Annotated in this window: 20 protein-coding genes; 11 read left to right on the forward strand and 9 right to left on the reverse strand. The window is 63.4% G+C overall.

The window, feature by feature from the left end:
• The first annotated feature begins 180 nt into the window (after positions 1-180).
• The 6 genes from RE4_RS21555 to mnhG are packed head-to-tail and all read left to right on the forward strand — an operon-like array spanning position 181 to position 6,520.
• Complete coding sequence (locus RE4_RS21555) at positions 181-3,018, forward strand: Na+/H+ antiporter subunit A (protein WP_019744494.1); 2,838 nt, start codon at positions 181-183, stop codon at positions 3,016-3,018.
• Positions 3,015-3,647: a Na(+)/H(+) antiporter subunit C gene (locus RE4_RS21560; RefSeq protein ID WP_019744495.1), complete on the forward strand. Its 633-nt coding sequence runs from the start codon at positions 3,015-3,017 to the stop codon at positions 3,645-3,647. The genes RE4_RS21555 and RE4_RS21560 overlap by 4 nt, the downstream gene beginning before the upstream one ends.
• Entirely contained in the window at positions 3,644-5,344 is a 1,701-nt protein-coding gene (locus tag RE4_RS21565) for a Na+/H+ antiporter subunit D (RefSeq protein WP_029254784.1), read from the forward strand. The genes RE4_RS21560 and RE4_RS21565 overlap by 4 nt, the downstream gene beginning before the upstream one ends.
• The gene (locus RE4_RS21570) at positions 5,341-5,913 is read left to right on the forward strand and encodes a Na+/H+ antiporter subunit E (RefSeq protein ID WP_003945063.1); all 573 of its coding nucleotides are present in this window, start codon (positions 5,341-5,343) and stop codon (positions 5,911-5,913) included. Before RE4_RS21565 ends, RE4_RS21570 begins: the two co-directional genes overlap by 4 nt.
• Positions 5,910-6,179 (forward strand): monovalent cation/H+ antiporter complex subunit F, encoded by a 270-nt coding sequence (locus RE4_RS21575; protein ID WP_003945061.1) that lies wholly within the window; start codon positions 5,910-5,912, stop codon positions 6,177-6,179. The genes RE4_RS21570 and RE4_RS21575 overlap by 4 nt, the downstream gene beginning before the upstream one ends.
• Complete coding sequence (gene mnhG, locus RE4_RS21580) at positions 6,176-6,520, forward strand: monovalent cation/H(+) antiporter subunit G (RefSeq protein WP_003945045.1); 345 nt, start codon at positions 6,176-6,178, stop codon at positions 6,518-6,520. The genes RE4_RS21575 and mnhG overlap by 4 nt, the downstream gene beginning before the upstream one ends.
• Here mnhG and RE4_RS21585 read toward each other — a convergent pair.
• From RE4_RS21585 to napA, 5 genes are all read right to left on the reverse strand, one after another.
• Entirely contained in the window at positions 6,486-7,853 is a 1,368-nt protein-coding gene (locus RE4_RS21585; protein ID WP_060939314.1) for a phosphatase PAP2 family protein, read from the reverse strand. The two genes, mnhG and RE4_RS21585, sit on opposite strands and share 35 nt — an antisense overlap.
• Positions 7,854-7,958: 105 nt before the next feature.
• Positions 7,959-9,083 (reverse strand): glutamate--cysteine ligase, encoded by a 1,125-nt coding sequence (locus RE4_RS21590; RefSeq protein WP_003945034.1) that lies wholly within the window; start codon positions 9,081-9,083, stop codon positions 7,959-7,961.
• Between the two features lie 89 nt (positions 9,084-9,172).
• Positions 9,173-9,874 carry a superoxide dismutase[Cu-Zn] gene (sodC, locus tag RE4_RS21595; protein ID WP_007730117.1) on the reverse strand — a complete coding sequence of 234 codons (702 nt, stop codon included), beginning with the start codon at positions 9,872-9,874 and terminating at the stop codon, positions 9,173-9,175.
• Positions 9,875-9,969: 95 nt separating this feature from the next.
• The gene (locus RE4_RS21600; protein WP_021333972.1) at positions 9,970-10,566 is read right to left on the reverse strand and encodes a LytR C-terminal domain-containing protein; all 597 of its coding nucleotides are present in this window, start codon (positions 10,564-10,566) and stop codon (positions 9,970-9,972) included.
• 53 nt (positions 10,567-10,619) lie between these two features.
• Entirely contained in the window at positions 10,620-10,970 is a 351-nt protein-coding gene (gene napA, locus RE4_RS21605) for a nucleoid-associated protein NapA (RefSeq protein ID WP_007730120.1), read from the reverse strand.
• Between the two features lie 244 nt (positions 10,971-11,214).
• On the opposite strand from napA, the gene RE4_RS21610 reads away from it, so the two are divergent.
• Genes RE4_RS21610 through RE4_RS21620 form a run of 3 tightly spaced genes read left to right on the forward strand, consistent with a single transcriptional unit; the run spans position 11,215 to position 13,586 of the window.
• Positions 11,215-11,817: a peptide deformylase gene (locus RE4_RS21610; RefSeq protein WP_060939315.1), complete on the forward strand. Its 603-nt coding sequence runs from the start codon at positions 11,215-11,217 to the stop codon at positions 11,815-11,817.
• 10 nt (positions 11,818-11,827) lie between these two features.
• Positions 11,828-12,769, forward strand: coding sequence for an N-acetylglutamate synthase, CG3035 family (locus RE4_RS21615; protein ID WP_194273543.1), 942 nt, complete (start codon positions 11,828-11,830; stop codon positions 12,767-12,769).
• Positions 12,770-12,785: 16 nt separating this feature from the next.
• Entirely contained in the window at positions 12,786-13,586 is an 801-nt protein-coding gene (locus RE4_RS21620) for an exodeoxyribonuclease III (protein WP_020906690.1), read from the forward strand.
• Positions 13,587-13,630: 44 nt separating this feature from the next.
• Here RE4_RS21620 and RE4_RS21625 read toward each other — a convergent pair whose 3' ends face one another.
• Complete coding sequence (locus RE4_RS21625; RefSeq protein WP_223257849.1) at positions 13,631-14,062, reverse strand: GNAT family N-acetyltransferase; 432 nt, start codon at positions 14,060-14,062, stop codon at positions 13,631-13,633.
• Positions 14,063-14,310: 248 nt separating this feature from the next.
• On the opposite strand from RE4_RS21625, the gene thiC reads away from it, so the two are divergent.
• Both thiC and thiD read left to right on the forward strand, forming a co-directional pair.
• Positions 14,311-15,942: a phosphomethylpyrimidine synthase ThiC gene (gene thiC / locus RE4_RS21630; protein WP_081098412.1), complete on the forward strand. Its 1,632-nt coding sequence runs from the start codon at positions 14,311-14,313 to the stop codon at positions 15,940-15,942.
• Positions 15,939-16,781 (forward strand): bifunctional hydroxymethylpyrimidine kinase/phosphomethylpyrimidine kinase, encoded by an 843-nt coding sequence (gene thiD, locus RE4_RS21635; protein ID WP_003945044.1) that lies wholly within the window; start codon positions 15,939-15,941, stop codon positions 16,779-16,781. The genes thiC and thiD overlap by 4 nt, the downstream gene beginning before the upstream one ends.
• A 4-nt stretch (positions 16,782-16,785) precedes the next feature.
• Here thiD and RE4_RS21640 read toward each other — a convergent pair whose 3' ends face one another.
• The 3 genes from RE4_RS21640 to RE4_RS21650 form a co-directional block, all read right to left on the reverse strand.
• Complete coding sequence (locus tag RE4_RS21640; protein WP_019744506.1) at positions 16,786-17,637, reverse strand: adenylate/guanylate cyclase domain-containing protein; 852 nt, start codon at positions 17,635-17,637, stop codon at positions 16,786-16,788.
• 113 nt (positions 17,638-17,750) lie between these two features.
• Positions 17,751-19,205, reverse strand: a complete 1,455-nt coding sequence (locus RE4_RS21645; protein ID WP_019744507.1) for a M20/M25/M40 family metallo-hydrolase — start codon at positions 19,203-19,205, stop codon at positions 17,751-17,753.
• A 132-nt stretch (positions 19,206-19,337) separates the two neighbouring features.
• The gene (locus tag RE4_RS21650) at positions 19,338-20,108 is read right to left on the reverse strand and encodes an ABC transporter permease (RefSeq protein ID WP_019744508.1); all 771 of its coding nucleotides are present in this window, start codon (positions 20,106-20,108) and stop codon (positions 19,338-19,340) included.
• Between the last annotated feature and the right edge of the window lie 72 nt (positions 20,109-20,180).

Genomic DNA, 20,180 nt, shown 5'->3' on the forward strand with positions numbered 1-20,180 from the left:
CTACGTGTATCAGCGAGTGCCGATGATGTCCGAATCGACTCGCTGCACATCGAAACTGCCACGCCCGGTAATATGTACGCAAAGACAACCTCTCCGACTAGGTGAATTGTCTCGTTAATCCGATAGGTTCGATTTTGTTCGGACACCCCGCCGCCCGCTGACAACACGACGGAGTGCCTTTTGCTCGCTATCTTGCTTGCCCATGCCGTTGCCGCCCTCTTGGCTCCGCTTGTGGTGCGCAGGTTAGGGCGAAACGGCTTCTTCCCCCTCGCGATAGTCCCCCTCGCCAGCCTCGGCTGGGTCATCGACAAATGGGGCACCGTCGAGACGCTGCACATCACCTGGGTTCCCGGCCTGTCGATGGACATCGACTTCAGGTTCGACGCGCTTTCGGCCATCATGGCCGTGCTCGTCCTGGGCGTCGGCACGCTGATTCTGATCTACTGCGCCCGCTACTTCAACGACGACGAACCTCGACTCGGCATCTTCGCCGCCGAGATGGTCGCCTTCGCGGGTGCCATGTTCGGACTCGTGACCAGCGACAACATGCTGCTTCTCTACGTGTTCTGGGAACTGACGACGGTCTTGTCGTTCCTGCTCGTGGGTCACTACGCCGAACGCGCCACCAGTCGCCGCGCCGCGACCCAGGCACTGCTGGTCACCACCGCCGGTGGTCTGGCGATGTTGGTCGGCATGATCATCCTCGGCCAGGTCGGCGGCAGCTACAACCTGTCCGAACTGGTCGCGAACCCGCCGACGGGGTGGCTCCCGTCCGTCGCGATCGTCTTGATCCTGATCGGTGCGCTCTCCAAATCGGCAATCGTGCCCCTGCACTTCTGGCTGCCAGGTGCGATGGCCGCGCCCACCCCTGTCAGCGGTTATCTTCACGCGGCAGCAATGGTCAAGGCCGGTATCTACCTCGTCGCGCGCCTGGCTCCCGGGTACGCCGATTCGCCGCCGTGGCGCATCACCATCATCAGTTTGGGTCTGCTGTCGATGATCCTCGCCGGTTGGCGAGCCATGCGCGCGTACGACCTCAAACTCGTCCTCGCCTTCGGAACCGTCAGCCAACTCGGCTTCATGATGGTCCTGGTCGGCATCGGCACGCGTGACGCCGCCTTGGCCGGCATGACGATGGTCGTGGCGCACGCGATGTTCAAGGCCGCACTCTTCATGGTCGTTGGCATCATCGATCACACCACCGGCACCCGTGACCTGCGCAAACTTGCTCACCTGGGTAAAGCGGCACCCGCTCTCGCGATCATCGCGAGCCTCGCTGCCGCCAGCATGGCCGGTCTACCACCGCTACTCGGATTCGTCGGCAAGGAAGCCGCACTCGAATCAGTTCTCGAAACGAACGCGCTCGGCCACTGGTCGTCGATCGCCGTCGTCACGGTGATCGTGTTGGGCTCGATCCTGACCGTCGGCTACAGCGTCCGGTTCATCTGGGGCGCCTTCGGACGCAAGACCTTGAGCAAGCCGAGTCCGGCCGTGAGCAAGATGCACAAGCCGGGTTGGCTGTTCCTGTTCGCGCCCGGCCTACTAGCGGTTCTCGGTCTGGCCGCCGGCATTCTCTCGCCCCAACTCGAGAAGCTGCTGACGCCGTACTCGACCACACTGGCCCCCGGACCGCACGCCGACTACCACCTCGCGCTGTGGCACGGATTCAACACTCCACTGCTGCTCACCTGCATCGTCATCGCCGGCGGCATCGCGCTCTACATCGCGCAGCGTCAGATCAGCCGCCTGCACTTCGAGCACCCGCCGCTCGGCAACGCCGACCGCATCTACGACGCGACCCTGCGCGGCATGGACACCATCTCGATGCGCCTGACCGGTGCCACTCAGCGTGGTTCGCTCCCCCGCACGCAGTCGACGATTCTTGCGACGCTGGTCGTGGTGCCACTGTTCCTGCTGATCATCGACACCGATGGCGGCGGAGTCGACCTTCGGATGTGGGATTCACCCATCCAGTTCACTATCGCGCTGATGATGATTTCGGCCGCCATCGCCGCGACGCTGATGCGCAACCGACTCGCCAGCGTCATCCTCGTCGGACTCACCGGCTACGGCTGTGGCGTGTTGTTCGCGCTGCACGGCGCACCCGACCTCGCGCTGACCCAGTTCCTCGTCGAAACCTTGACCCTCGTGATCTTCGTGCTGGTACTGCGGAAGTTCCCCGCAGAGGTCGACGAGAGCAAGGCAATCGGCTTCAAGTGGCCGCGTGCCGCACTCGCCGTCGCGGTCGGTATCACCGTAACCACCATCGCGGCCTTCGCGACCAATGCGAGAAACACTCGTCCGATCTACGAACTGCTTCCCGACGCGGCCTACGACCTGGGCAACGGCAAGAACGTCGTCAACGTCCTACTCGTCGACATCCGCGCATGGGACACGCTCGGTGAGATCTCGGTCCTGCTGGTCGCGGCAACCGGCGTCGCCAGCCTCGTGTTCCGCAACCGCCGCTTCGGTATCGCGCCGCGAGTCGCGGACGCCCCCTCCGTCATCGTCGACAAGGCAGCGGCCAACTCGGACACGACGTGGTTGCGCGGCGGAGACCTCATCGATCCTCGACACCGTTCGCTGGTTCTCGAGGTCACCACGAGGTTGATCTTCCCGACCATCATGGTGTTGTCGATCTACTTCTTCTTCTCCGGTCACAATGCCCCCGGCGGCGGTTTCGCCGGAGGCCTGACGGCGGGCCTCGCCCTCGTGCTGCGTTACCTCGCCGGTGGCCGCTACGAACTCGGTGAAGCCGTACCCATCGACGCGGGCAAGATTCTCGGCCTCGGTTTGGCGCTGGCCGCGGGCACCGCCCTGGTGTCGCTGTTCCTCGGCGCTCCGGCACTCTCGTCGGCTGTCTTCGAGTTCACGCTCCCGCTCATCGGCCACGTCAAACTGGTCACCGCACTGTTCTTCGACCTGGGCGTCTACCTCATCGTGGTCGGCCTGGTCCTGGACGTACTCCGAAGTCTCGGCGCCCGCCTCGACGCAGAAATCGAGGTGAAAGCACCATGAGCGCAAATATCGGAATGCTGATCCTGATCGGCGTCCTCACGTCGGCCGGTGTCTACCTGCTGATCGAACGAAGCATCACCCGGATGCTCCTCGGTCTACTTCTATTCGGTAACGCCATCAACCTCTTGATCCTGACCGTAGGTGGATCGGACGGGAATCCGCCCATCGTCGGCCGAGATTCGGTCCACGAGGAGATAGCGGATCCGCTCGCCCAGGGCATGATCCTGACGGCCATCGTGATCACGATGGGTATCGCCGGCTTCGTTCTGGCACTGGCGTACCGGTCTTACAAGATCAACACCGCCGACGCCGTCGAGGACGATCCCGAGGACACCAAGATCCTCAAGCGTCGCCTGCCTGCCGACGCTCCCGACCACGACCGCTCCGACGACCCGGTCACCGGTGCCCCGAGCATCGGCGGCGACGCATTCGACAAGGACGGCAACCCTATTCCCCTCGAACAACTGGTCAACCTCGAGGACATCGAATGCTACGACGACCTCCACGACGGCGACTTCGAGGACGAACCGGTACCCGACTGGGCCACCGACCTTGCTCGTAAGAAGGAATCCGAGAAGCGGCGCAAAGACGCTCGCCAGACCAAGATCGAGGGAGGTGGCGGCGCATGACCATCTCGGACAACCTGATGGGAGCCCTTGCGCCCCTGCCCGTCCTGATCCCGATGCTGGCCGCAGCTGCGACGCTGGTTGTCGGCCGACGTCCGCGTTTCCAGCGTGTCATCACACTGATCGCGCTCATCGGCGTCGTCGCGGTGTCTGGATTGCTGCTCTACCTCGCCGACCGCGACGGTACGACGGCCGTTCAGGTCGGCGGCTGGGACTCCCCCATCGGCATCACACTCGTCGTCGACCGTCTCTCGGCGATGATGCTCGTGGTCTCGTCGGTGGTGTTGCTCGCCGTCATGATCTACGCGATCGGTCAGGGTATTCGCGACGGCAGCGAGGCCCAGCCGGTCTCGATCTTCCTGCCGACCTATCTCGCATTGACTGCCGGTATCTCGAACGCGTTCCTCGCCGGTGACCTCTTCAACCTGTACGTCGGATTCGAGGTTCTGCTCGCCGCGAGTTTCGTGCTCCTGACGCTCGGTGCCAGCGCCGACCGCGTTCGGGCCGGTGTCTCGTACGTGATGGTCTCGATGGTGTCTTCGCTGATCTTCCTGGCGGGCATCGCCTTCGCCTATGCGGCGACCGGCACCCTCAACATGGCCGACATGGCCCTGCGCTTCGACAACATTCCGCCGGGCACACGAACCGCCATCTTCGCTGTCCTGCTCGTGGCGTTCGGCATCAAGGCTGCGGTCTTCCCGCTGTCGGCGTGGCTACCGGACTCGTATCCGACCGCGCCCGCACCGATCACCGCCGTCTTCGCCGGGTTGCTCACCAAGGTCGGTGTGTACGCGATCATCCGCGCGCACTCACTGTTATTCCCGCAAGGAGAACTCGACAACGTACTGATGGTGTGCGGTCTGCTCACGATGGTGGTCGGCATCATGGGTGCCATCGCGCAGAGCGACATCAAACGTCTGCTCTCGTTCACACTGGTCAGCCATATCGGTTACATGATCTTCGGTATCGCACTGTCCACGACGTCCGGGCTGTCCGGCGCGATCTACTACGTCGCCCACCACATCATCGTGCAGACGACGCTCTTCCTCGTCGTGGGTCTGATCGAACGACAAGCCGGGTCGTCGTCGCTGCGCCGACTCGGCGGTCTGGCGGCGGCCAGCCCGATCCTCGCGATCGTCTTCCTGATCCCGGCGCTGAATCTCGGTGGTATCCCGCCGTTCTCGGGCTTCATCGGCAAGGTCGCGCTCCTTCAGGCCGGTGCGGCCGACGCCAGCGCGCTGGCCTGGATCCTCGTCGCCGGCGGCACGATCACCAGCTTGCTGACGCTCTACGCGGTCGCCCGCGTGTGGACCAAGGCCTTCTGGCGAGCCCGCGCCGACGCGCCCGAAGGTGACCTCGCCGACGTCAGCCCGTCAGCATTGATCGACGAGTCCGAAGAGGACATCGCGTTCGTCGACCGCGAGGACGTCGGCAAGATTCCGGTCTTCATGCTGATTCCGACGGTCGGACTCGTCATCGTCGGCCTGGCACTGACGGTGTTCGCAGGCCGGATCATCGACATCAGCGACAGAGCGGCGAAGGATCTGCAAGACCGGTCCATCTACATCGACGCGGTTCTCGGCAACCACCGACCCGTGCCGGTCGACGAAGCTCCCGTCGCTGCAGACGACCCTGCTGTAGCTCCCAGTACCGATGCCCCGAACACCGACGCCCCGAACACCGAGGAGGCTCCGCGATGAAACGCGAACAGGTACTCCGCGTCGGGATCCTGCTGTGGCTGATGGTCGTATGGATCCTGTTGTGGGGCAACATCAGTTTCGGCAACATCTTCGGCGGACTCGCCGTCGGCCTGATCATCATGGTCCTGCTTCCCCTCCCTCGCGTACCGGTCGAGGGTCGGGTACATCTGTTGTCGATTCTGCGCCTGCTGTGGATGATCGTGTACTACGCGATCCAGTCGAGTATCCAGGTCGCGTGGCTGGCGATCCGTCCGTCGCCGCCGCCGGTCACCGGAGTTCTGCGTTACCAACTCGGGATCAAGTCCGACCTGGTTCTCACGCTGTGCATCGACGTACTGAACCTGATCCCGGGCACCATGGTTCTCGAGATCGACCAGAACCGGCGCATCGTCTACGTCCACGTGCTCGACGTCGGATCGCAGAAAGCCGTCAGCGCGTTCTACCGCTCGGTGGAGGATCTCGAGCGGTTGTTCATCGCGTCGTTCGAACGTGATTCGGACTGGCAACCCAGCCCGTGGCACCAGCGCGACTACGAATTCGATGCACCCCGGCAGGAGGACCAACCATGAACGGGTTCATCACCACGATCTTGATCATTTCCGGAGTGATTCTGCTGATCGCCGCCGTACTGACCACGTTCCGATTGCTCGACGGTCCGAGCTCACTCGACCGCCTCGTCGCTCTGGACACGATCATCGCGGTCTCGATGTGTGGACTCGCCGTCTGGGCCGCGTACAGCAAAGACACCACGATCGTTCCCGCGATCGTGGCGCTGGCACTGGTCGGCTTCATCGGTTCCGTGTCCGTCGCGCGCTTCCGGGTGAGTGACCAGTGATCGGCAACATCCTCGACACGATCGGGGCCATCTCCATCTTCCTCGGCGCGCTGCTCGCGCTGACCGCCGCGGTGGGAATCGTTCGCTTCCCCGACACCCTGCGTCGTATGCACGCGGCCACGAAACCTCAGGTGGTCGGACTTATCCTGGTTCTGATGGGCGCTGTGTTTCTGCTTCGTGGGAGCGTCGACATCTGGATGTTGGTCCTGGTGGGCATCTTCACGCTGCTGACCGCGCCCGTGATCGCGCACAGTGTCGGCCGAGTCGCCTACCGCGAACAGCGCGAAGAGGACGACCTCATGAAGATCAACGAGCTGGAAGACCCGGACTCTCTCCTGTAGCGGCATCCCACTCGCCGTCGCGCTCGCCCCACACCGCAAGAGCAGTGCCGGGGCGGGCGAAGAAGGTGGCGAAGTACGCGACCGACATGAGAACCAGGACAGCCATCAGCAGCGGTCCGAAGATCGCCGGGTACTCGGCCATCTGCACCGCAGCGAACCGGTACGAGAGCAACAACCCCGCGAGTAGTGCCGAACCACCGATCAACAGACGCACTCGGAACCACCCCCAGCCTCGCTCCGGATCCCGTAGCGCCGCATCGAGGGTCAAGCACAGGACGGCACCGGCAATGAGGTCGACGCCGTAGTGGAATCCGAAGCCGAGCGTCGCGGTCAGGGTCGCAACGAGCCAGAACGATCCCAGGCTGCGAATCCACCACGGTCCGCTGCGCGAGTGGATGAACAATGCGACCGCCCACGCGGTATGCAGGCTCGGCATGCAGTTTCGCGGTGCGGCGTCGTCGAACGGCAGCGACGACGGTGATGCGAAGTCGAAGTTGGGCACGATGTTCGGCCAGTAGTCACCGATCTGGAATCCGAACCCACGCGGACCGAAGGCGAACACCGGACCGACCACCGGGAACAGGACGTAGAAGATCGGGCCGATCAGCCCGATGAGCAGGAATGTTCGCAGCAGGTGATGCGACGGCCATCCCTTACGTGCTTGGTAGAGGGCAACCACGATCACTGCGACGGGCAGTTCGACGTAGATCCAGTCGAGGGCTGCTGCACCGACGGGGCCCATGGCGTCGACGATCTGGCCCATCACCCACGACGGATTCCCGAGAGCCTGGTCGGCGAGGAACACGTACTCGTCCCACACGTCGGTGCCGACGAGAATGGTGATCTCCAGCCACGTCTCGGCAACCTTGGCGGCGATGATGAGCAACGCGCCGAGAGCGACGCCGTGCAGAACGCTGAGTCGACGCTCGCCGGACAACTTCCACACCGCGTACACCGCGATGGCCGTCAGTACCCAGGTGCCGCCGGTGCCCATAGTCAGCGGTCCACCCGAGAACCAGCGGATCGCGCCAACGACCACGTCGATGACAACGGCCGCGGATACCGCGTAGATGCGTTCTTTGTTGTTCAGTCCAACCAGCGCGAGAGCGAGACCCACCCAGGGCATGGTCGCCGAGCGAGGAACGAGGAAATAGTCACCGAACAGGCTTTCCACCGGACCGAGATAGCCCTTGTACGACGCGAACGCCTGCACACCCAGGACCAGCACGGCCAATGCTGCTGTGCCGATCAGAAGGAGTCGATGAGAACTCGACCACGAACGATCCGACTGTCCGGGTACGCCCCCTCGTTGGGACCAACTGTCTATCAACACCGGACAATAGTAAACGCCGTGTGAACCGAATATGGACGCAGACTGGACAATCGGTCTGTATGCCCGTATTTCGACCCTACGAAACCATCGGCAACACGGAGTGCTCTAAGTACCCAACTCCGCGACCAATGCGTCGACTACCGCAACCAGATCGCCGCCCGTCGCTTCCGCGACACGGCGTTGACGCTGGTAGGAGGCACCGCGACGGGGAATGTCCGCCACCGACGCCAACTCGTCCGCGCAGCCGAGTGAGACCGCAATCGGCGCCAAGTCGTCGAGCAGGCGATCCAGATCGTCAGTGACGAGGCACTCGTTTGCGTCGGAGTCGAGGATGATCTCGGCGTCCAGTCCGTATCTCGCTGCGCGCCACTTGTTTTCCTTGACGTGCCACGGCTGCATGTTCGGCAGAGTCTCACCGGCACTCAGTCTGCGGTCCAGATCGACGATGAGGCAGTGGACCAGAGCAACGAGAGCACCCAGTTCGGCGCGTGTCGAGACGCCGTCGAAGACCCGGACCTCGATGGTTCCCCACTTCGGCGCGGGACGGATGTCCCAGTGCATGCCACCGATCTTGGTGATCACACCGGTCTTCATCTGGTCGTCGATGAACGACTCGTATTCGGCCCAGTTCTCGAACTGGTACGGAAGGCCGGCGGTTGGCAGCTGCTGGAACATCAACGCGCGATTGGACGCATAGCCGGTGTCCACACCGGCCCACATCGGCGAGGACGCCGACAGCGCCAACAGGTGCGGATAGCGCTGCAGCAGTGCGTTGATGATCGGGAAAACGCGATCCGCGGACGAGACACCCACGTGAACGTGCACGCCCCAGATCAGCATCTGCCGACCCCACCACTGCGTGCGTTCGATGAGTTCGTCGTAGTCGGGTGTCCGGGTGACCAGCTGCGTCGACCATTGCGCGAACGGGTGCGTGCCCGCGCTGATGAGGTCGACGCCGAGCGGATTCGCAGCGCGGCGAAGCAGATCCAGTGACCTGTCGAGATCACTCATCGCCTCGCCGACCGTCGAGTGAATACCCGTGACGAGTTCGACGGTATTTCGCAGTAGTTCCTTGGTGATGTGCGGGGTTTCGGAGCCGGCAAGCTCTTCGACCGCCGAAAACACCTCGGCTGCTGTGTTGGAGAGATCTCTGGTCTTGCGATCGACCAGCGCGATCTCCCACTCCACGCCCAGCGTCGGGCGCGGCGAACCTGGAAATGGAACTACCACGCAGAGAATCCAATCACAGTGTCGGTAAAAACACCGTGCTGGCTACTGCGTGGTAGTCGCCGGAAGTGATGCAAAACTCAGGTGAGTTGTCAGCTCTTGGTGATGACACCGCAAGCAACGCGTCCGCCTGCGTCACCGGTGTCGAGGGTCTGCTGATCCGGTGCCGGCGCGTAACGCGTCGGGATGTTGCCGAAGTTGTCCGCTCCGGCGTGGATCATGACGGATGTTCCACCGTTTGCGACCAGTTCGTCGACGGTGAATGCATCGGTCGTGGTGACCAGTGTGGCGGTGCCGTCTTCGAGGACCTGAACCGAAGTGAGGTCACCGCTCGCCGGGTGGCCCGTGTGACCCTCGGCCTGGAAGTGTCCGCCTGCCGAGAGGAAGTTACCCGGCTCTCCGCCGCTGGGGGCAACGGAATTGGTCTCGCACTTGGCGACCTGGTGGACGTGGAATCCGTGGAAGCCGGGGGTGAGGCCCTTGGCGTCGAGGGTGACCTTGACGTCGCTACCTTCCTGCGCGAACGTGACCGTTCCGACCTTGGCGCCGTCGGTGCCGTTCAGCGTTGCGGTGACAGTCTCGGCAGAAGCGCCGGCGTGAGCCGTCTCGGAACCGTGGCCGCCCGCGCTTTCGTGCGCGCTGGGATCGGCTGCACCGGTCCACACCGGAGGAGTCGTGCCGGGGACGCTGCTGGGCTCTTCGCTGTTACTGCAAGCGGTCAAGCCGAAAGCGGCAATCGCGACTACAGGGGCAACGACGCGCCAGGACATACGCCGGGTGCTGCTGGGGGCCATCGAACCGCTCCTTTGAGGTGGCGAGAAAGTGCTTCTGATCATAACGGCGCGTGTAGTAGCTGGAACCGACGGGTCAGTTCCACCTTCACGACCGGTCAGTTGGAGGTCACGATCACGATCACGCCAGGTGACGCGTTCGCGATGCCGGCGAATCGAGGTTCTGCGGTGACTCCGAGTTCAGCTGCGATCTTCTGCGCCGCTGCCTTCTCCGCCGCGGACGATCCGTAGTACACCGTCGTCGTACTGACGGTGCCCTCGCTGTAGTTACCCGTCTCCTCGACGTTCCAACCTGCAGCCGTCAATTCCTCGGCAGTGCCTGCTGCCAGACCCGAGACGGTGCTGTTGTTGAGAACTCGAACGCTGATATTCGACGTGTCGACGCCGCTCGCGGAGCTGGAAGTCGTGGTCGTCGCAGTTCCCGAGGGACGCGACGTAGTGGTGGTATCGCCCGAAGCGGGTTGCGTCGTCGCTGCCGGCTTGGAAGTGGCAGATGCCGGTGCGGTGGCGCTCGTCGTGGCAGACGCCGAGGATTCGGTCTGCTCTGCTGCGGTGTTCTCGTCGCCCGATCCACCGTCGCTCGATCCACCCAGTGAGGCTGCTCCGAGACCGATGAACACGATCGCCAACGCGATCAACACCATGGCGATTGCGCGAAGCGGAGGTCCGGACGGCTGCTCTTTCGGGGTACTCACGATGTCGACCTTATCGCCAGTGTGTGGACAGCCCGATCATATGTACGCGTGATTCAGGTGACCTCGAAGCCGAGGCGACGGGCGGCCCTGGCCTTCTGACGGCTGGCACGCAGACGACGCAGGCGCTTGACCAGCATGGGATCAGCCGCCAAGGATTCGGGGCGATCGACCAAGGCATTGAGAACCTGGTAGTAGCGGGTTGCCGACATGTCGAACAACTCCTTGATGGCTTCTTCCTTCGCACCGGCGTACTTCCACCACTGGCGCTCGAAGGAGAGGATGTCGTGCTCCCGGCGGGTGAGGCCGTCTTCGCCCACCTCGTGCATGCCTGCTGTATCTACTACCGAATCGTCGGCGCCAGTGCCTTCGGACTGGTTCCGACTACGCGCGGTTGCGCCGTCCATGTCACTCCTCGACTGCTGTGCTCGGCGTCAGCGAGACTCGTATGCCCGGTGTTCTTTTCCGACCGATATTCTCGCGGCCGTGAGTTTCCCGGTCCCCTGGCCCGAAGGTAACTCACAATTTCCCCCGCGGCCCACGTTCCGACCGAGCAACGAATTACATCGCTGTTCTTCAGCAACCATTGAACCATGATCGAGTGTGCGGGCCGTGATAACTACGCGGGCGCGCCGCACTATCCTTGTCCGCATGGCTATCCTCCCCATCCGAATCGTCGGCGACCCGGTACTGCACAAGGCGACAGAGCCGGTCACTCAGTCCCCGGCCGAGATCGCCGAACTGATCGCAGACATGTACGAGACGATGGACGCCGCCAACGGCGTCGGTCTGGCGGCCAATCAGGTCGGCGTTTCACTCCGAGTCTTCGTCTACGACTGCCCCGGTGACGACCGCAGCAGCGAGCGTCGTCGCGGCGTCGTCGTGAACCCGGTACTCGAGACGTCCGAAATCCCCCAGACGATGCCCGACCCGGAAGAAGACTTCGAGGGTTGCCTTTCCGTTCCCGGCGAGCAGTTCCCGACGGGCCGCGCCGATTGGGCGAAGGTCACCGGCACCGACGCCGACGGCAACCCGATCGAGGTCGAGGGCACCGGATTCTTCGCACGGATGCTCCAGCACGAGACCGGGCATCTCGACGGTTTCCTCTACACGGACGTGCTGATCGGCCGCAACGCGCGCGCCGCCAAGAAGATCATCAAGCGTTCCGGTTGGGGCAAGCCCGGTCTGACCTGGACGCCGGGCACCGTCGACGATCCGTTCGGTCACGACGACGACGACGATTACGAAGACTGAGAATTCCGCTCTGAACGGCAACATTTCGATCGGTAGCCGGGTGGTTTTGCGATACAAGCTCCCACCCGGCTATTCGCATCCCATGACCGACGTCATCGGCATCCTCGAGGGTGCCGATCCCATCGCCGTCCGCAGCGGCGACGGTCGGCTGGTCCAGGTCTCCGCCGATCAGGTGATTGCACTCAAGACTCTCTCGGCCCGCCCGATTCGCATCGGCGAGATTCGAAACCTCGAAACTGCTGCTGCTGCGGCGTGGCCGGGGGTCGAGCAGGCGTGGATCGACGGTTGGTTGCTGCGCGCCGGTCACGGTTTCACCGGCCGCGCCAATTCAGCTTTGCCGCTCGGTGGTGCGGGGACGGTTGCCGGCTTCGACGCGAGCACTCTCGAACGGATACGCCAGTGGTTCGGTGACCGCGGCCTGCCGACCCTGCTTCTCCTCCCCGATCGACTCGGCACCGCTCCGGACGGATGGACCAGCGAGAAGGAAACCATCGTGATGGCCGCCGATCTGGGCAGTGTCACGCTGCCGCTCGGTCCTCCGGTCACCTCGTTCGCCGACCGCCCCGACCACAACTGGCTGTCGACGTACGACGCCCACGGAGATCCGGCGTACGTCGAGGCGGTCCTCACGGCTGTCGTGGGCAGTGCAACTTTCGGCGCGATCGGAAACACCGACACGACGCTTGCCATCGGGCGCGCTGCGCTCACCGAGGCACCCGATGGCAAGCGCTGGGTAGGACTGACCGGCATTCACGTCGCCCCTGAACACCGTCGTCACGGAATCGGGTCGCTGATCTGCGGAGATCTACTCTCCTGGGGTCGTCAGAACGGTGCGACGCACGCGTACCTCCAGGTTTCGGCGGAGAACTCCGCGGCGATCGCGCTCTACGAGCGGCTCGGATTCGTCGAACACCACCGCTACCGATACGCCACCGATCCTGTCGGCGGCTGACGCTAGGCTTGCCCTCGTGCGCATCGCTACTTGGAACGTCAACTCCGTCCGTGCCCGTACCGACAGGATCATCGACTGGCTCGGTCGATCCGACGTCGACGTCCTGGCAATGCAGGAAACCAAGTGCAAGGACGAGCAGTTTCCGTACGAACGCTTCAAGGAAATCGGCTACGAGGTCGCCCACGTCGGGTTGAGCCAGTGGAACGGTGTCGCCATCGCTTCGCGCGTCGGCCTGGACGACGTGCAGATCGGCTTCGAGGATCAGCCCGGGTTCGACAAGGATCCCGAGGCAGACCCGGTCCGCGAGGCACGTGCGATCGGTGCCACCTGCGGCGGTGTGCGGGTGTGGAGCCTGTACGTCCCCAACGGCCGTGAGCTGGAAGACCCGCATTACGCCTACAAGCTGGATTGGCTGGCCAAACTGCGCGACGACGCGGAGGGCTGGCTCAAGCAGGATCCCGACGCGCAGATCGCCCTGGTCGGTGACTGGAACGTCGCTCCTACGGACGACGACGTGTGGGATCCCGCTTTCTTCGAGGGCAAGACCCACACGTCGGAGCCGGAACGAGCTGCATTCACCGCCTTCACCGAGTCCGGGTTCGCGGACGTCGTTCGCCCGTACACCCCCGGTCCCGGCGTGTACACGTACTGGGACTACACGCAGCTTCGCTTCCCGAAGAAGCAGGGCATGCGAATCGACTTCATCCTCGGCTCTCCGGCATTCGCAGCGCGCGTCGAGGCGGCCGAGATCGATCGAAACGAGCGAAAAGGCAAGGGCGCCAGCGATCACGCTCCAGTGATCGTAAAGCTCGGGTAGTTGTAAAGCTCGGAGCCTGATCGTCTGTTTGCAACCTCCGGCGGCTAGTCCTCGACGAGCAGTTCCAGATACTCGGGATGCTCGCCGAGGTACCGCTGAACATAGGTGCACACAGGCCGCACCGACCATTCACGTTCACGGGCGCAGTCCATCGCGAACTGCACGAGTACGGCTGCCAGTCCCTGCCCGCCGTACTCCTCCTTGACGACGGTATGCATGTACGCAACCACGTCGCCCGCTTCGGCTCCGCTCCCCGAAATCTCGTCCTCGTCGCGGTATCCGAGGATGCCGACCAACTCGTCGTCGGAGAGCAGTTCGAATCGTTCGTGCGACGGATTGTCCACGAGCGTGACTTCCGGTGAGGTTCCGGTTCTCGAGTTTTCGATGTCGTTCATTGCGGCGACCTCCACGGCACGATCTGCAACTGCGCGATCTGCGACTGCTGCGTTCGCACGCTCTCCATAACTGTGATCCATGCCACTCATAGAATCAGCTACTGACGACGCTGTCCCGGGTTCGACCAATTTTTGCACCGGGAACGACTCCACCGCAATCGCAGTGAAACGCTTTTTCGGGGTTGAGATAGAGTCGCCCGGTGCCGCTGTGACAGCGGGCACAAATTTCATACAACCACCACGGGGGCTCGCACCAGCGGGCTGAGAGGACGGCTAGGGCCGTCGACCGGATGAACCTGACCGGATAATGCCGGCGTAGGGAGCGCACCATGCAGGAGAAGTCTGTCCGTACGGCTGTTCACGCGACTGTCCACACCGCTGTGACAACCGGCCCGATCGAGGGCAGTAGCAAGCACTACGTCGAATCGGATTCTCTCCGGATCCCACTTCGACGCGTCACTCTCACCAATGGTGAGCATCTGGACCTGTACGACACGTCAGGTCCTTACACCGACACGGACGCCGACATCGACCTCGATGCAGGGCTCCCGACGACCAGGGACACCTGGGAACGCCCGGAAAGCAATCGGACGCAACTGGAATGCGCCCGAGACGGTGTGATCACCCCGGAGATGCGCTATTGCGCTGCACGCGAGGGCGTTTCAGCCGAACTGGTGCGTTCCGAGGTGGCTCGCGGGCGGGCGGTAATTCCCGCGAACCATCGCCACGGCGAGCTGGAGCCGATGATCATCGGCAAGAAGTTCGCCGTCAAGATCAACGCGAATATCGGGAACTCGGCCGTAACCTCCTCTGTTGCAGAGGAAGTAGAAAAGATGGTGTGGGCGATCCGCTGGGGCGCCGACACCATCATGGACCTGTCCACCGGCAAGGACATCCACCTGACCCGTGAATGGATTCTGCGCAACTCACCCGTGCCGGTCGGCACGGTACCGATCTACCAGGCACTCGAGAAAGTCAACGGAGATCCCACTGCTCTGACATGGGAAATCTACCGCGACACGGTAATCGAGCAGTGCGAGCAGGGCGTCGACTACATGACCGTGCATGCCGGTGTAAGAATCGGTTACATCGCTCTGACTGCTGGTCGCGTCACGGGAATCGTCTCGCGCGGCGGCGCGATCATGGCCGCGTGGTGCATGCACCACAGGCAGGAATCGTTCCTCTACACCCACTTCGACGAACTGTGCGAGATCTTGCGCCGATACGACGTCACGTTCTCCCTCGGTGACGGGCTTCGACCGGGATCGATCGCCGACGCCAACGACGCCGCCCAATTCGCGGAGCTTCGCACTCTGGGAGAACTCACGAAGATTGCGAAATCCGCAGGAGTCCAGGTCATGATCGAGGGCCCCGGACACGTTCCCATGGACAAGATCGAGGAAAACGTCCGCCTGGAAGAAGAGCTCTGCGACGAGGCACCGTTCTACACCCTCGGACCGCTCGCTACCGATATCGCGCCGGCGTACGACCACATCACCTCCGCCATCGGTGCGGCGATGATCGCACGGGCGGGAACGGCGATGCTCTGTTACGTCACACCCAAGGAACACCTCGGCCTGCCCAACCGAGACGACGTGAAAACCGGTGTGATCACCTACAAGATCGCTGCCCATGCAGCAGACCTGGCAAAAGGGCACCCGAATGCACAGGCCCGCGACGACGCACTGTCCAAGGCGCGCTTCGAATTTCGCTGGTTGGACCAGTTCGCTTTGTCACTCGACCCGGACACCGCCAGGGAGTTCCACGACGAGACACTGCCGGCCGAGCCCGCCAAGACCGCACATTTCTGCTCGATGTGCGGGCCGAAGTTCTGCTCGATGCGGATCTCGGCGGACGTACGTCAGTACGCGGAAATCCTGGAAGCGGAAATCCCGGAAACCGAGTCCATCCGGACCGAGCTGCCGTTTCCCCAGGTCCGGTCGGTAGGCTCGTCGTCGTGAAGCTGCTGCCCCTGACCCCCGCCGGACAGACCCCGATTCGGGCATTGACCATCGCCGGAACCGACTCCGGCGGCGGAGCCGGCATTCAAGCCGATTCCCGCACGATGGCGATGTGCGGAGTACACGCCTGTGTGGCCGTCGCCGCTGTGACGGTCCAGAATTCGGTGGGCGTCAGCGGATTCCACGAGATCCCGCCGGAGATCGTCGCCGACCAGGTGCGCGTCGTGGTCTCGGACATCGGCGTCGGCGCAGCGAAGACGGGAATGCTGGCCTCGACGACGATCATCGAAGCGGTAGCCGCAGTTGCCGCCGAGGTGGGGATCGGCCGCGACCGACCGATCCCGCTGGTGGTCGACCCCGTGTGCGCGTCGATGCACGGCGATCCGCTGTTGCACGAAGAAGCTCTCGACGCAGTCCGCAACACCTTGATTCCGGCTGCCACGGTGGTCACTCCGAACCTCGACGAGGTTCGGTTGATCACCGGCATCGAGGTCGTCGACGACAAGAGCGCCCGCCAAGCGGCAGAAGCGTTGCATGCGCTCGGCGCTCAATGGTCCATCGTCAAGGGCGGCCACCTTCGTACTTCGGAGTTGTCCACCGATCTGTTGTTCGACGGCGACCGTTTCCTCGAATTCAGCAGTGCCCGGATCGACACCGGCAACGATCACGGCGGCGGAGACACGCTGGCCGCTGCGATCACTTGCGCTCTCGCACATGGCTATTCCGTTCCGGACGCGGTGGCGTTCGGCAAAGAGTGGGTGACCAAGTGTCTCGAGGCGTCGTACGACCTCGGCGCGGGACATGGTCCGGTGTCCCCGCTCTGGCGGCTCCAGGTCTAGTGCGCTAGTTCCGGCGTACGCGCCAGATTCCCAGGTCGACGGGAACTCCGTTTGGCGTGGTCGCGAAAAACCCTCGCCGCCATGGCCGGATCGTGAGATCGAGATCCTCCAGGGTGCCGGCTTCGAGTTCCTCGAGAGTTGTCGCCGACATCATGACGTTGCCGTCGCCGCCCAAGCCCATCATCCGGGCGGCGATGGTCACGTCGACGCCGAGCCAGTCGTCGCCGATCTGGCGCGGGGTACCCGTGTGGAGGCCGACGCGCATTCGTGGGGTGTATCCGTCGAGGTCGACTTCCGCGAGTGCGTCCTGCGCGGTGAACACCGCCTTCAAAGCCGCATCCGGGCGAATGAACACGGCCATCAGACCGTCGCCCATCCGTTTGACGACGTGTCCGCCGTTGTCGGTGATCGGGGTTTCCACGGCCTGCGCCACGGCACGCAGGAGCGTCAGCGTGGCGCCGTCACCGGCTTCGAGTGACCAGGTGGAGAAGCCAACCAGATCGGTGAAGACGATGGTCAGTTCTTGATCACCGCGGCCGCGGCCCATCTTTTCCAGCGCCGCCTGCCACACCTGCAGTGCTCCGAGGCTCACTTCGCGAGTGGCTGCCGGCTTCTGATCGAGCAATCTGTCAGCGACGCGGGCCACGGCGCGGGCACCGCCAGGACCTGCCAGCGAGAGCGGGTCTCCGAACCCGGGATCACCGGGTAGTGCCCGCCTCAGCCGTCGTAGCGCGTCGATGAGCTGCTGCCGACGGTTCAGTTCTGCCGCAGAGTTCAAGACGACGTCGACGACGCCTCGAACCGAGGAGGAAGGAGCACCTGTCGTGTCGGTGCCCTCCGGGGACAGATCAGCCATAACTCAAGCGTAACTCAGAGTTACAGACAGTGTGCTGCCGCCGTTCTCGCACAGTGGCCTCCTGGTCGCTCGCACAGTCGATCATTCGGTCAGTCGATCATTCGGTCAGTCGATCATTCGGTTCTGGCCTGCGTTCGAGCATCGCCGACGGGAACGCCGTTCGGCCCGCTCAAATCCTGGGCATACGTCGCAACTCCGAAGGCTACTGCAGAAGCGTTGGCCGCGAGCGCTTCGCGATCGATGTTCGCGAGGTTGTCCTGTGCACTGTGGTAGTTCGGGTCAAAGGTCTCCTCCGCTTCGCCGCCCCACTTCTCGGCCTGAGCCGGCGTCTTGCGTTCGTCCGCGCCGCTGAACACTCCGCCCGCCGGGATTCCGATCTCGATGAACGGGCCGTAGTCGGAACGCCCGTCGAAGTCAGTTCCGTCCGCCGCAATCCCTCGCCCGGCGAGAAAATCGACGAAGGTGCGCTCGATGCCCGCCGACCCCTCGGGCCCTGGCCCCTCCCCGACGGCATCCGAGTTGTCACCGTCGTAAGCCAGGTATCCGGCATTGGGCGAACCGAGCATGTCGAAATTCAGATACAGGGCGATGTCGGCCCGTTCCTGATCGCTCAGACCTTCCACGTAACGGGTGGAGCCGACCAATCCCACTTCTTCCGCTCCCCAGAAAGCGAAACGCACGGCATTCTCGATGCTCGGTGAGCTTCCCATCTGCAGCGCGGTTTCCAGCACGGCTGCGGTGCCGCTTCCGTTGTCGTTGATTCCGGGACCTTCCGGCACACTGTCCAGGTGGGCGCCCACGACAACCACGTTGTCGGTCGCGCCGGTCTTGGTCTGTGCAATCACGTTGCGCGACTTCGTCGTTTCCGTCGACGTGTCGAGAATCAGCGTGAGGTCTCCGGGCGCTACGGCAAGAGCCTCGCCCGACGCCTTGCTCACCCCGCCGGTCGGGATGCGGGCGTCTTCGGGTTCACCCAAGGTTGCCCCGCCCAGCATCGCGTCCTCGTTGTTGGCAACCAACAACGCTGCCGCGCCGCGGTCAGCGGCGATCTTCTGCTTGTCGCCGAACGGGCACACTCCGCGGGTGACCAGCACGATTGCACCATTCACGTCACGGCCGTCGTAGTCGGTGGCCTCGCAACCTGGTGTCTCGTCGGCGGGAATCACCACCAGGCGTGCCGTGATTCCGGTCGGTCCCGTGGAGGGGGAATATGTCAACGCCCGCACCGGAACATCGGAGCCGTCAGTAGCTTTCAGGGATTCGGTGCCGGGATCGAAGGAGCTGAAGTCGAATTCCGGGGTACTGACGTCGAAGCCCTTGTCTTCGAGCAGGTTTGCCACGTAGTCGACACTGGCGTCGTAGCCGGGGGTTCCGGCCGATCGATTGCCGTCGTTGTTACCGGCGATCTTCTCGAGTTGCTCCAGATGCCCGGTCACGGCGTCGACCGTGACGGTCTCGGCGAATGCCACCGGATCTGCCGGGACGGCTGCTTCACTTCCCGACGACGAGCATCCACTCACCACGAGTGCTCCAGCCATTCCGACCACAACCACACCGAAGAGTCTCATCTTCGGAGGATATCGGCCGGAGCACAGGAAAGGGACCCAGTACGAATGGTTTTTCGTACTGGGTCCCTACTCTGCTGTCACTCCGCGTTCTCGGTAGGTCTCCCGACAACACCTACCGAGGGAGCGACAAGATCAGGCGTCGCGACGATTCACGATGACAATACTTGCTCCGAAAATCACCAGAACGAAGGCCGCGAAGTAGATCAGGCTGCCCCAGGGTCCCCAGTGGAAATCAAGGCTTCCGCCGCCAGGGCTGAGGAAGTGGTTTGCATTCGCGAACGGCAGGAACGGGGTGATCTTCTCGCCGACACTGCCGAACAGTCCGAACAGGCTCTCGATGAGCAGCGGCCAGAGCAGGAGCAACGCAATAGCGCCCGCCGACTGGCGGATGATCGATCCGACGCCGACAGCAAGAATCACGCAGAGGAAGGCGTACACCGGGATGCCGTAAATCGCACGCCAGTCATCGCCGGTCGACAGGGTCAGGCCCGTGCTGGCCTCGGTACCGGCCATGGCTTTGGCCACCGCATAGGACCCGAAGGCGAGGACAAACGTCAGCACCGCGCCGAAGGCACCGATGAGGCCGGCTTTGGCGATGAGAACCGAGGCACGGTTCGGAACTGCCTGGAACGTGGTGCGGATGGTCCCGAAGCGGTACTCACTGGTGACCGCGAGGGCCGCCATGATCATGAGAACCATGATTCCGAAACCCGAGATGCCGGCCGTGGCAACGGCGGTGTCGAGGTCCGGTGCTCCCTGGACGTCGGAGGACGTCAGAGCCGACTTGGCAACCGCGCCCATGATGGCCGCGAAGCCGAGAGCGAGCACGACGATGATGACCGAGCACCAGAGCGGCGACTTGGTCGTGGTGATCTTGATACGTTCAGCACTGAGAACAGCCATTACAGTGCACCTCCCATAGCCTGCTGTGTGTTTGCCTGCTGCGTATTTGCATGGTGTGCACCAGCACCCGGA

It is taken from the genome of Rhodococcus erythropolis NBRC 15567 (assembly GCF_001552595.1).
Classification (GTDB): Bacteria; Actinomycetota; Actinomycetes; order Mycobacteriales; family Mycobacteriaceae; genus Rhodococcus_F; species Rhodococcus_F erythropolis.